The organism is Pseudomonas sp. Larv2_ips (assembly GCF_963879675.1).
In the GTDB taxonomy this organism is placed as follows: Bacteria; Pseudomonadota; Gammaproteobacteria; order Pseudomonadales; family Pseudomonadaceae; genus Aquipseudomonas.
This window is the reverse complement of sequence record NZ_CAWOAW010000013.1, coordinates 411,001-423,576: the sequence shown is the minus strand read 5'-3', so window position 1 is coordinate 423,576 and position 12,576 is coordinate 411,001. Positions and strand designations below refer to the sequence as shown.

The window sequence follows — 12,576 nt, the reverse complement described above, 5'->3', positions numbered from 1 at the left end:
GTTGCTGTGCTGTTGCCCTGCTTTTGCTTCAACCACTCAGGTCGGCTACTAGGCCGCCGTGCTCTGCTTTTGATCTTGCTTTTGATCTGACAGGCCCCGTCAACCACGCTGGCCGAACGCAGGCTTGAATCCGTGGGTAACCCGGCAGGACGCCGGGTTAGCCGCGTTGGGCCATGGATGGCCCGTCGCGGCGGCCCACGGATTCAAGCCTTCGTTCGGGCACACCGAGCCCAAGCGAGGGGCCGAGTGGTGGGGCAAAGACCTTTTGGTTACTTTTGGGGCGTTTGCCAAAAGTGACCCGCTGTAAGAGCGGAACCGCAAGCCGCCGTGACCGCAGCAACGGATATGCACTCAGCCCCAGCCCCACCCCAAGTTTTGTCAGCCCCCACCAACCCCCTCTTTACCCAAGCTTTACCCACACCTGACCGCCGCTGACCTTGATCTGAGTAACCTACTCACATCCGGACTCACCGGAATAGAGACAGGAGAATCACCATGCGCAAGACCCTTATCGCTTTGATGTTCGCCGCTGCCCTGCCGACCGTTGCCATGGCCGCCGCGCCAGAAGGCCCAGGCCCGATGGGCGGCCCTGAAGGCCACATGATGGGTGGCCCGGGCCACGGCGGTGAACACGGTCCGCGTGGCAAAGGCGGCCCGCTGAGCCAACTCGACCTGAGCCGCGAACAGCGCGAGCAAATCGGCAAGCTGATGGGTGAACAATGGCACGGCCGCAAAGAGATCGTGCGCAAGTACCTGGACAAACTCCCAGCCGCTGACCAGCAAGCCATGAAAAACGAAATGGCCGCCGCCAAGCAAAAAACCCAGGCTGACATCCGCGCCGTGCTCAAGCCCGATCAACAGAAGAAATTCGACGAGATCGTCAAGAAACAAGCCGAACGCCGCGCCGAGTGGAAGGAATTCCAGGCCTGGAAAGCCCAGCAGCCGCAAAAAGCGCAATAATGCTCTAGCTTTACCACCCCAGCCCAGTGGCTCGCGCCGCTGGGCTTTTCCTGCTTGAGGGTTTCCTGTGCGTTCATTGTTCTGGCGCATCCTGGCCAGTTTCTGGCTGGCCATCGCCTTGGTTGCCGGGCTGTCGATCCTGCTTGGGCACATGCTCAACCAGGACGCCTGGATTCTCAGCCGTCATCCCGGCCTCAACAACCTGGCGCAGGAGTGGACGCAACTCTACGAAGCCCAGGGCGAGGGCGCCGCTCAGGATTTGCTGCAACAACGCAAACGCCAGTACCACATCGACGTGCAGGTGCTCAATGAAAGCGGCGAGCCGGTGGTGCGCGGTACGTTCCCCCGGCGCGCCGCCGCCTTCGAGGCCCGGCAAAATGACAGCCAGGACGGCCACCTGCCGTGGCGCCGCCTGACCGCCGAGTACACCAGTGAAAAAACCGGCGACACCTACCTGCTGATCTACCGCATCCCGCACCCGGAACTCGACGCCTGGCACCGCAGCAGCCTGCTCTGGCCGCTGAGTGCGCTGGCGATTGCGCTGGTGGTGCTGACCCTGTTCAGCCTGCTGGTGACGCTGTCGATTACCCGCCCGCTCAGCCGCCTGCGCGGCGCGGTGCATGACCTGGGCCAGGCCACCTACCAACAAAACAGCCTGGCGCGCCTGGCCAACCGACGCGATGAATTCGGCGTATTGGCCACCGACTTCAACCGCATGGGCGCCCGCCTGCAAAGCCTGATCGGCAGCCAGCGCCAGTTGCTGCGCGACGTGTCCCACGAACTGCGCTCACCCCTGGCCCGTTTGCGCATCGCCTTGGCGTTGGCCGAACGCGCAAGCCCTGAAGAACGCGAAAGACTCTGGCCACGCCTGACCCGCGAGTGCGATCGCCTGGAAGCCCTGATCAGCGAAATCCTGGTCTTGGCCCGCGTCGATGCCGACAACGCGAGTGCCGAAGAAGTCGACCTCAACCCACTGCTCAAAAGCCTGCAAAAGGACGCCCAGCTCGGCGCTCCCGACCAGGTGGTGCAACTGACCGCCGACCCCGAGCTGGCGCTCAAGGGCTGGCCGACCATGATCGAGCGCGCCGTGGATAACCTGCTGCGCAACGCCCAGCGCTTCAACCCACAGGGTCAACCGATCGAGTTGCACGCCCGGCGCCACGGCGAGCGCATTCTGATCAGCGTGCGCGACCACGGCCCCGGCGTCGAAGCCGAACACCTCAGCCAATTGGGCGAACCGTTTTACCGCGCGCCCGGCCAGGCTGCCCAAGGCCACGGCCTGGGTCTGGCGATTGCACGGCGCGCAGCGGAACGCCATGGCGGCAGCCTGATCCTGGCCAATCACCCCGACGGAGGTTTCATCGCCAGCATCGACCTGCCGTTGGAACCGGGAGTTGTCACACCGGTGTGAGGATCTTCTATAGTGGCCCTTCTCTAACGGAGGGCCTTTGATGACTGACCTGCTGACTCCCATCCAAGCCGCACTCGATCTACCGCAATCCCCGCTGACTTTCACCGAGGCTGGCGCCCTGCCCTCGACCTTCGCCGTCACCGAACTGGCCAGCGCCAGCATTGGCGCAGCCGGCCAGGCCGTGGCTCACCTTATCCACCAACAGACCGGGCGTTTGCCGAGCGTCAGCGTGGACCGGCGCCTCGCCTCCTTCTGGTTTTCGTCCTCGATTCGCCCCGTGGGTTGGGAAACACCGCCGCTGTGGGACCCGGTGGCCGGCGATTATGCCTGCGCCGATGGCTGGATTCGCCTGCACACCAACGCCCCGCATCACCGCGCCGCCGCCGAACGGGTCTTGGGCAAGGTCAATGACCGCGCCGAAATGGCCGCAAACGTTGCAACGTGGAACGCCGCCGAACTGGAGCAGGCGATTGTCGATGTCAACGGCTGCGCAGCGCAGATGCGCGCGTGGCAGGCCTGGCAAACCCATCCCCAAGGGTTGGCGGTGAATGCCGAGAAGTTGGTGCAGCGCCAGACCTTCGACACCACCACCGACAAACCCTGGCTCGGCTCGGTGGCGCGCCCGCTGGCGGGCATCAAGGTACTGGATCTGACGCGCGTATTGGCCGGCCCCGTGGCCAGTCGCTTCCTCGCCGGGCTCGGCGCCGACGTGCTGCGCATCGACTCGCCTGACTGGAACGAACCCGGCGTGGTGCCGGAAATGACCTTGGGCAAACGCTGCGCACGTCTGGACTTGAAGAGCCCCGAAGGCCGACAGGTGTTTGAAGCGCTGCTCAAGGACGCCGACATCCTGTTTCACGGTTACCGCGCCGACGCCCTTGAGCAACTGGGCTACACCGCCGCAGAACTGCAGACCCTCGCCCCCGGGCTGATCGACGTGAGCCTCAATGCCTATGGCTGGAGCGGCCCCTGGCGCAATCGCCGCGGCTTCGACAGCCTGGTGCAGATGAGCAGCGGGATTGCCGACGCGGGCATGGCCTGGAAGCAGTCGGATAAACCGGTGCCGCTGCCGGTGCAGGCGCTGGATCACGCCACCGGGTATTTGATGGCAGCCAGCGCGATCCAGGCGCTAAGCGAACGCTTTAAATCCGGGCGTGGCGGCTCGGCGCGATTGTCACTGGCGCGCACGGCGAAGTTGCTGGTGGAAGCCGGACAGGTGCCGCAGCAACCGGCGTTACGGGCCGAAGAGCCGAGTGACCAGGGGTTGGTGGTGGAGCAGACGGCGTGGGGTCAGGCCCATCGGTTGCTGGCACCGGTCACCCTCAGCGGCACGCCGCTGCAGTGGGATTTGCCGGCGGGGGAATTGGGCTCGCACCGGGCTCAGTGGTGACCTGAAGACCGCCTTCGCGGGCAAGCCCGCTCCCACACTTTACCGAGTACACCCTTTGGAACGCGGTCAACCTGTGGCAGCGGGCTTGCCCGCGAAGACGCTTTACCGAGTACATCCTTTGGAATGCGGTCAACCTGTGAGAGCGGGCTTGCCCGCGAAGACACTTTACCGAGTACATCCTTTGGAACGCGGCCAACCTGTGGGAGCGGGCTTGCCCGCGAAGACGCTTTACCGAGTACATCCTTTGGAATGCGGTCAACCTGTGGCAGCGGGCTTGCCCGCGAAGACGCTTTACCGAGTACACCCTTTGGAACGCGGTCAACCTGCGGGAGCGGGCTTGCCCGCGAAGAGACTTTACCGAGTACATCCTTTGGAATGCGGTCAACCTGTGGGAGCGGGCTTGCCCGCAAAGAGACTTTACCGAGTACATCCTTTGAAATGCGGTCAACCTGTGGGAGCGGGCTTGCCCGCGAAGACGCCTTACCGAGTACATCCTTTGGAACGCGGTCAACCTGTGGCAGCGGGCTTGCCCGCGAAGACGCCTTACCGAGTACATCCTTTGGAACGCGGTCAACCTGTGGGAGCGGGCTTGCCCGCGAAGAGGCCTTACCGAGTACATCCTTTGAAATGCGGTCAACCTGTGGGAGCGGGCTTGCCCGCGAAGAGGCCCTAACAGACGCCATCAATCCGCCCGTTGCAGCGACGCCCACAAATGCTGCGCTGCATACGCCCTCAACGGCCGCCACGCCTCAGCCCGCACCAATAACTGGCGCGCCGAAACCGGCCCGCCTTCCAATGCCGCCAATGCATTGATCAACCCAACATCCCCCGACGCAAACGCATCCGGCTCACGCATTTGACGCATGGCGATGTACTGCGCGGTCCAGTCACCAATCCCCGGCAAGGCCATCAGCCGGGCCACGCCGTCGTTGAGACTGGCTTTGGGCTCAAACAACTGCGGGTCATCCAGCAACGCCTGAGCCACACCGGACATCGTGCGGCCCCGCGCTTTGGGCATGCCCAACGTCGCCAGATCCGCCTGCGCCAACACCTGCGGCGTCGGGAACAGATGGGTGATACCCGCATGTGGGGTTGCCAGTGGCTGGCCATACTGCGCCACCAGCTTGCCCGCCAGGCGAATGGCCGCCACCACCGTGATCTGCTGGCCCAATACTGCGCGAATCGCCAGTTCCAGACCGTCCCACGCGCCCGGCACGCGAAGGCCCGGACGCGCCGCCACCAGTTGCGCCATCAACGGGTCGGTGGCCAATTGCGCATTGATCAACCCGGGCTGGGCGTCCAGGTCGAACATGGCTCTCAAACGCCGCTCGACCTCAGCAAGCGCCGCCGCGTCAGAAACCTCGACGCCTACTTCCAACCAATCGCCCGCGCCCGACTCAACGCTGATCCAGCCGTGGCAACCGCCAACACGGATGCTGCGCCGATACACACCCGCCTCGACACTTTCCAGCCCAGTGATCGCACGCAGGGACAAAAAGCCCAGCATCGCCGCCCAGTCATAGGGCGGCTGATACGCCAGTCTCACAACGACAATACCCCGCCATACAAGCCATATGCCGCCAACCCCGCGCCGGCGACAACGCAGCTGAAAATGCCTTTTTCCACAGGGGTGAACAAGGGCTGGCCCTGCTCGCGCTTGGCCAGGGCGAACAGAATCACACCGGGCGCATACAGCAGTGCCGACAGCAGCAGGTATTTCAAGCCGCCGGCATAAAGCAGCCACACGGCATACGCCAGGGCAATCAGGCCCACCAGCAAATCTTGCATGCGCTGGCGGCGGGCGCCTTCGTAGGTTTCGCCACGCGCACTCAACAGCACCGCATAGGCCGCCGACCACAGGTACGGCACCAGAATCATCGAAGAGGCCAGGTAGATCAGTGTGGTGTAGGTGCTGTGGGAAAACAGCGTGATCACCAGAAAGACCTGGATCATCACATTGGTCAGCCACAGCGCGTTGACTGGCACCTGGTTGGCGTTTTCCTTTTTCAGGAAGGCCGGCATGGTCTTGTCATGGGCAGTGGCATACAGAATTTCCGCGCACAGCAGCGCCCAGGACAGCAAGGCGCCAAGCAAGGACACGGCCAGGCCAATGCTGATCGCCATCGCGCCCCAAGGGCCGACGATATGTTCCAGCACGCCCGCCAGAGACGGGTTTTGCAACTGCGCCAATTCCGGCTGGCTCATGATTCCCAAGGACAACACATTCACCAGCACCAGCAGCGCCAGGACCCCAAGAAACCCGATTACCGTGGCCCGGCCGACGTCCGAACGCTTCTCGGCCCGCGCCGAATACACGCTGGCGCCTTCGATGCCGATGAACACAAACACGGTGACCAGCATCATGTTGCGCACTTGATCAACCACGCTGCCGACTTGCGGGTTGCCCAGGCCCCAGATGTCACGGGTGAAGATATCCGCCTTGAACGCCACACCGGCGATCACGATAAACATCAGCAGCGGCACGATCTTCGCCACGGTGGTGATCTGGTTGATGAACGCTGCCTCCTTGATCCCGCGCATCACCAGAAAATGCACGGCCCACAACAACAGCGAGGCGCAGGCGATGGCGATCGGCGTGTTGCCCTGGCCGAACACCGGGAAAAAGTAGCCGAGGGTGCTGAACAGCAACACGAAGTAACCGACATTGCCCATCCAGGCGCTGATCCAGTAACCCCAGGCCGACGAAAACCCCATGTAGTCGCCAAAACCGGCCTTGGCGTAGGCATACACCCCGGAGTCCAGTTCGGGCTTGCGGTTGGCCAGGGTCTGAAACACGAAGGCCAACGTCAGCATGCCCACGGCGGTGATCGCCCAGCCGATCAATATGGCGCCCACTTCAGCGCGTGCAGCCATGTTCTGCGGCAAGGAGAAAATCCCCCCGCCAATCATTGAGCCCACCACCAGGGCGATCAGCGCACTGAGTTTGAGTTTTTGGGCCGGTTGCGACATGGACACTCCTGAATAACTAACAATTGAGCTGACGACCGTGCACTCAACTAATTAGTTCAGCGAGTGTAACGTTTATTAAAGACAGCGATAAAACGGTCAAGCTCATAACGTAATGGCATGACAGTTTATATAGTTTAGGTTTATTTAGAATTTAAATAGGCAGGCACTTTGCCAGCTTCCGGCTATTTGGCAGTCCGTCCCGAAAAAGTTTGCACATTCAGCAAAAGGGGCTAGCTTCAAAAGTCCACATAAACGCACTAAATGATTAATCACAACGCAGAGCCGCTCTGGGACGCGACTTTGCGAGGAACACTATTGCCCAGGGTTCTTACCCCTAAGTCATTAATTCACAATGGAATGTGCCAATGAAGTGATCTGAGTCAGCTGTTTGATTAGCGCACGGAATTATTCTGTGGTCTCACTTCTCCTGCATTGGAGTCACGCAATGTCTGAATCTCCCGGAAAACTTCGATTAGGCGCGCTGGTTGCGCTGGTCGTGGGCTCAATGATTGGTGGCGGGATCTTCTCACTGCCGCAAAACATGGCCGCCAGCGCCGATGTGGGTGCGGTGTTGATTGGGTGGGTGATTACCGCCATCGGCATGCTGACCCTCGCCTTCGTGTTCCAGACCCTGGCCAACCGCAAACCCGACCTCGACGGCGGCGTGTACGCCTACGCCAAGGCCGGTTTCGGCGACTACATGGGCTTCTCGTCAGCCTGGGGTTACTGGATCAGCGCCTGGCTGGGCAACGTCGGTTACTTCGTGTTGCTGTTCAGCACCCTCGGTTACTTCTTTCCGATCTTTGGCGAAGGCAACACCCCGGCAGCGGTGATTGGCGCGTCGGTGTTGCTGTGGGCCGTGCACTTTCTGGTACTGCGCGGGATCAAGGAAGCGGCGTTCATCAACCTGGTGACCACCGTCGCCAAGGTCGTGCCGCTGGTGCTGTTCGTGTTGATCGCGCTGTTCGCGTTCAAGCTGGACATCTTCACCGCTGACATCTGGGGCGTTAAAAACCCGGACCTGGGCAGTGTGATGAACCAGGTGCGCAACATGATGCTGGTCACCGTGTGGGTGTTCATCGGCATCGAAGGCGCGAGCATCTTCTCGTCGCGGGCGGAAAAACGCAGCGACGTGGGCAAGGCCACGGTGATTGGCTTTATCACCGTGCTGCTGTTCCTGATGCTGGTGAACGTGCTGTCTTTGGGGATCATGACCCAGCCGGAACTGGCCAAGTTGCAGAACCCGTCGATGGCCGCCGTGCTGGAGCATGTGGTCGGTCATTGGGGCGCGGTGCTGATCAGCGTCGGCTTGATCATTTCCTTGCTGGGCGCGCTGCTGTCGTGGGTGCTGTTGTGTGCGGAGATCATGTTCGCCGCCGCCAAGGACCACACCATGCCGGAGTTCCTGCGCAAGGAAAACGCCAACCACGTGCCGGCCAACGCCCTGTGGCTGACCAACGCCATGGTGCAGATTTTCCTGGTGATCACGCTGTTTTCCGCCAGCACCTACCTGTCGCTGATCTACCTCGCCACCTCGATGATCCTGGTGCCTTACCTGTGGTCGGCCGCTTATGCGTTGCTGCTGGCGGTGCGCGGCGAGACCTACGAAAACGCCCTGCGCGAACGCAAGAAAGACCTGTTCATCGGCGCCATCGCGTTGATCTACGCGGTCTGGCTGCTCTACGCCGGCGGCGTGAAATACCTGCTGCTGTCCGCCCTGCTGTATGCACCTGGCGTAATCCTGTTCGCCAAAGCCAAGCATGAATTGGGCAAACCGATTTTCACCAACGTCGAGAAGCTGATTTTCGCCGCAGTCGTCATTGGCGCCCTGGTGGCTGCCTATGGCCTCTACGACGGCTTCTTGACTCTGTAAGTGTTTTCTACTGGAGGATCTGTAATGACCACGGAAAAAGTGAAGTACGGCGTACATTCCGAAGCCGGCAAACTGCGCAAAGTCATGGTGTGCTCCCCAGGTTTGGCCCACCAGCGGCTGACCCCCAACAACTGCGATGAACTGCTGTTCGATGACGTGCTGTGGGTGGCCCAGGCCAAGCGCGACCACTTCGACTTCGTCACCAAGATGCGCGAGCGGGATATCGATGTGCTGGAAATGCACAACCTGCTGACCGACATCGTTGCCATCCCCGAAGCGCTGGACTGGATTCTGGAGCGCAAGATCACCCCAAACACCGTGGGCCTTGGCCTGGTCGATGAAGTCAGTTCCTGGCTGCGCAGCCTTGAGCCGCGCAAAATCAGCGAGTTCCTGATCGGTGGCGTGTCGGCCGAGGACCTGCCGAGCAGCTTCGGTGGCAAGACCATCGAGATGTTCCGCGACTTCCTCGGCCACGCAAGCTTCATTCTGTCGCCGCTGCCCAACACCCAGTTCACTCGCGACACCACCTGCTGGATCTACGGCGGCGTGACGCTGAACCCGATGTACTGGCCGGCGCGACGCCAGGAAACCCTGCTGGCCTCGGCCATCTACAAATTCCACCCCGAGTTCACCAACGCAGACTTCCAGATCTGGTACGGCGACCCCGACCAGGAACACGGTGCCGCCACGCTGGAAGGCGGCGACGTCATGCCGATTGGCAATGGCGTGGTGTTGATCGGCATGGGCGAGCGCTCTTCTCACCAGGCCATTGGCCAACTGGCGCGCAACCTGTTCAAAAACAAAGCCGTGGAACGCGTGATCGTTGCCGGCCTGCCCAAATCCCGCGCGGCGATGCACCTGGACACCGTGTTCAGCTTCTGCGACCGCGACCTGGTCACCGTCTTCCCGGAAGTGGTCAACCAGATCATCCCCTTCACCCTGCGCCCGGATGAAAGCAAGCCCCACGGCATCGATATCCAGCGGGAGAAAACCAACTTCCTCGAAACCGTGGCCGCAGCACTCAACCTCAAGGCGCTGCGCGTGGTCGAGACCGGCGGCAACAGCTTCGCCGCCGAGCGCGAGCAGTGGGACGACGGCAACAACGTGGTGGCCGTGGAGCCTGGCGTGGTGATCGGCTACGACCGCAACACCTACACCAACACCCTGCTGCGCAAGGCCGGCGTGGAAGTCATCACCATCAGCGCCGGTGAACTCGGTCGCGGCCGTGGCGGCGGCCACTGCATGACCTGCCCGATCATTCGCGACCCAATCGACTACTAACTTTCAAACCTTGGCCGCCGCTCATGAGGCGCCGGCCAAGGGGATAACCTAAACAGAAGGAGATCCACCATGGCTTTTAATATGCGCAACCGCAGCCTGCTCTCGCTGATGCACCACACCACCCGCGAGCTGCACTACCTGCTGGACCTGTCCCGCGACCTCAAGCGCGCCAAATACACCGGCACCGAGCGTCCACACCTGAAGGGCAAAAACATCGCGCTGATCTTCGAAAAAACCTCGACCCGCACCCGTTGCGCGTTCGAAGTGGCGGCCCACGACCAGGGCGCCCACGTCACCTACATCGACCCGGTGTCGTCGCAGATCGGCCACAAAGAAAGCATGAAAGACACCGCCCGCGTCCTGGGCCGCATGTTCGATGCCATCGAGTACCGTGGCTTTGAACAGGAAATCGTCGAAGAGCTGGCCAAGTTCGCCGGCGTGCCGGTGTTCAACGGCCTGACCGCCGAATTCCACCCCACCCAAATGATCGCCGACACCCTGACCATGCGCGAACACAGCGACAAGCCGCTGCATGACATCAGCTACGCCTACCTCGGCGATGCGCGTTACAACATGGGCAATTCGCTGCTGATGATCGGCGCCAAGCTGGGCATGGACGTGCGCATCGGCGCGCCGAAAGCCCTGTGGCCACACGAGGATTTCATCAAGCAGTGCCAGGCGTTTGCCGAAGAAAGCGGCGCGCGCATCACCATCACTGAAGACCCAAAAGAGGCGGTCAAAGGCGTGGACTTCATCCACACCGATATCTGGGTGTCGATGGGCGAGCCGGTGGAAGCGTGGGACGAGCGTATCGAGCAACTGCTGCCGTACCAGGTCAACGCCAAAATGATGAAGGCCTCGGGCAACCCACGCGTGAAGTTCATGCACTGCCTGCCGGCGTTTCATAACAGCGAAACCAAGGTGGGCAAGGACATTGCCGCGCGTTACCCGAACCTGGCCAATGGTGTGGAAGTGACCGAAGAGGTGTTCGAGTCGCCGGCCAACATCGCCTTTGAGCAAGCGGAAAACCGTATGCACACCATCAAGGCGATTCTGGTGTCGGCGCTGGCGGATATCTAACCCAACATCGCTCCCACTGTTGGAACGCAGTCAATGTGGGAGTGCTTCTGTGGGAGCTGGCTTGCCTGCGATGCAGACGCCTCGTTATTTCAGATGTACCGAGGTGATGCCATCGCGGGCAAGCCCGGCTCCCACATAAGCCCTTTCCCACATTGGGTCCTGTGTTCGCAACCTAGAACTTTCAGAAGGACATTCTTTATGCGTATCGTCGTTGCACTGGGCGGTAACGCCCTGCTCCGCCGTGGTGAACCCATGACCGCGGATAACCAACGCGCCAACATCCGAATCGCCACCGAACAGATCGCCAAGATCCACCCCGGCAACGAGTTGGTGATCGCCCACGGCAATGGCCCGCAAGTCGGCCTGCTGTCGTTGCAGGCGGCGGCCTACACCAGCGTGTCGCCCTACCCGCTGGACGTGCTGGGCGCCGAAACCGAAGGCATGATCGGCTACATCATCGAACAGGAATTGGGCAACCTGCTGGACTTCGAAGTGCCGTTCGCAACCTTGCTGACCCAGGTGGAAGTGGACGCCAACGACCCGGCCTTCAAAAACCCGACCAAACCCATCGGCCCGGTGTACGCCAAAGCCGAAGCCGAGAAACTCGCCGCCGAAAAAGGCTGGGCCATCGCCCCGGACGGCGATAAGTATCGTCGTGTGGTTGCCAGCCCACGCCCCAAACGCATCTTTGAAATCCGCCCGATCAAGTGGCTGCTGGAAAAAAGCGCCATCGTGATCTGCGCCGGTGGCGGCGGCATCCCGACCATGTACGGCGAGGACGGCAAGCTGCGCGGCATTGAAGCGGTGATCGACAAAGACCTGTGCTCATCCCTGCTGGCCGCGCAACTGGACGCCGATTTGCTGGTGATCGCCACCGACGTTAATGCGGCCTTTATCGACTTCGGCAAGCCGACCCAGAAAGCCATCGGCCAGGCCCACCCCGACGACATGGAAAAACTCGGCTTCGCCGCCGGCTCCATGGGCCCCAAGGTACAAGCCGCCTGCGAGTTCGCCCGCCAGACTGGAAAAACCGCCGTCATCGGTTCACTCTCGGACATCGAAGCCATCGTCCAGGGCAGTGCCGGTACACGCATCAGCACGGCAAAACCTGGCATCACCTATCTGTGAAGTAAAGGAGATACGCCTATGGCCACCTTTGAACCCGGTCACTTGCACGTCGAACGTCACGCGCTCAACAAGGATGACTACAGCTACAACCTGTGTATCGACTACGAGGTCAGCCAGGACCCAAAGGAAGGCAAGGGAATGCTCTTCAAGCTGCACGGTTCGGTGCAGGGCAAGGACCTCAAGGAGGAATTCTTTTTGCCCAAGGACCAGGCCTTTGATTTTGCGCGCCATGCGATGAACATCGCGCAGAAATATGGCATGCCCAAGATCGCGACGCTTAATGGCCAGATGCACAAGCAGTACGACTTGATGTTTGAGGACGTACGGCATCAGCTGGATGTGAAGCCCGGGGATCCGGTCAAGCCCGAGCACTTGGGATAACACGTTCGCACTGACACAACACCCTCCATGTGGGAGCGGGCTTGCCCGCGAATGCGGTCTTTCAGTCAATGAATCAAGCGACTGGCACACCGCATTCGCGAG

The 12,576-nt window shown here is 61.3% G+C and carries 10 protein-coding genes; 8 read left to right on the top strand and 2 right to left on the bottom strand.

Translation table 11 applies throughout. From position 1 onward, the window contains the following. Window positions 1-495 precede the first annotated feature (495 nt). The 3 genes from AACV02_RS06450 (at window position 496) to AACV02_RS06440 (ending at window position 3,761) form a co-directional block, all read left to right on the top strand. Window positions 496-960, top strand: a complete 465-nt coding sequence (locus tag AACV02_RS06450; protein WP_106578411.1) for an LTXXQ domain protein — start codon at window positions 496-498, stop codon at window positions 958-960. A gap of 67 nt (window positions 961-1,027) precedes the next feature. After that, window positions 1,028-2,371, top strand: coding sequence for a sensor histidine kinase (locus tag AACV02_RS06445; RefSeq protein WP_119737161.1), 1,344 nt, complete (start codon window positions 1,028-1,030; stop codon window positions 2,369-2,371). A 40-nt stretch (window positions 2,372-2,411) separates the two neighbouring features. Continuing rightward, entirely contained in the window at window positions 2,412-3,761 is a 1,350-nt protein-coding gene (locus tag AACV02_RS06440; protein ID WP_119737159.1) for a CoA transferase, read from the top strand. A gap of 682 nt (window positions 3,762-4,443) precedes the next feature. Here AACV02_RS06440 and AACV02_RS06435 read toward each other — a convergent pair. Beyond that, a complete protein-coding gene (locus tag AACV02_RS06435; protein WP_119737157.1) occupies window positions 4,444-5,307 on the bottom strand; it encodes a DNA-3-methyladenine glycosylase family protein in 864 nt (287 codons plus the stop codon). Continuing rightward, window positions 5,304-6,731 (bottom strand): arginine-ornithine antiporter, encoded by a 1,428-nt coding sequence (arcD, locus tag AACV02_RS06430; RefSeq protein ID WP_106578407.1) that lies wholly within the window; start codon window positions 6,729-6,731, stop codon window positions 5,304-5,306. The genes AACV02_RS06435 and arcD (AACV02_RS06430) overlap by 4 nt, the downstream gene beginning before the upstream one ends. 445 nt (window positions 6,732-7,176) lie before the next feature. On the opposite strand from arcD (AACV02_RS06430), the gene arcD (AACV02_RS06425) reads away from it, so the two are divergent. The 5 genes from arcD (AACV02_RS06425) to AACV02_RS06405 all read left to right on the top strand — a co-directional run bounded on the left by arcD (AACV02_RS06425) (window position 7,177) and on the right by AACV02_RS06405 (window position 12,474). Continuing rightward, window positions 7,177-8,604, top strand: a complete 1,428-nt coding sequence (gene arcD, locus AACV02_RS06425) for an arginine-ornithine antiporter (protein ID WP_106578406.1) — start codon at window positions 7,177-7,179, stop codon at window positions 8,602-8,604. 24 nt (window positions 8,605-8,628) lie between these two features. Further along, complete coding sequence (gene arcA, locus AACV02_RS06420; protein WP_119737155.1) at window positions 8,629-9,885, top strand: arginine deiminase; 1,257 nt, start codon at window positions 8,629-8,631, stop codon at window positions 9,883-9,885. Between the two features lie 69 nt (window positions 9,886-9,954). Further along, window positions 9,955-10,965 (top strand): ornithine carbamoyltransferase, encoded by a 1,011-nt coding sequence (locus AACV02_RS06415; RefSeq protein ID WP_071484378.1) that lies wholly within the window; start codon window positions 9,955-9,957, stop codon window positions 10,963-10,965. A gap of 198 nt (window positions 10,966-11,163) precedes the next feature. Then, window positions 11,164-12,093: a carbamate kinase gene (arcC, locus tag AACV02_RS06410; RefSeq protein ID WP_106578404.1), complete on the top strand. Its 930-nt coding sequence runs from the start codon at window positions 11,164-11,166 to the stop codon at window positions 12,091-12,093. An 18-nt stretch (window positions 12,094-12,111) separates the two neighbouring features. Beyond that, complete coding sequence (locus AACV02_RS06405) at window positions 12,112-12,474, top strand: DUF5064 family protein (RefSeq protein WP_119737150.1); 363 nt, start codon at window positions 12,112-12,114, stop codon at window positions 12,472-12,474. Window positions 12,475-12,576: the final 102 nt, after the last annotated feature.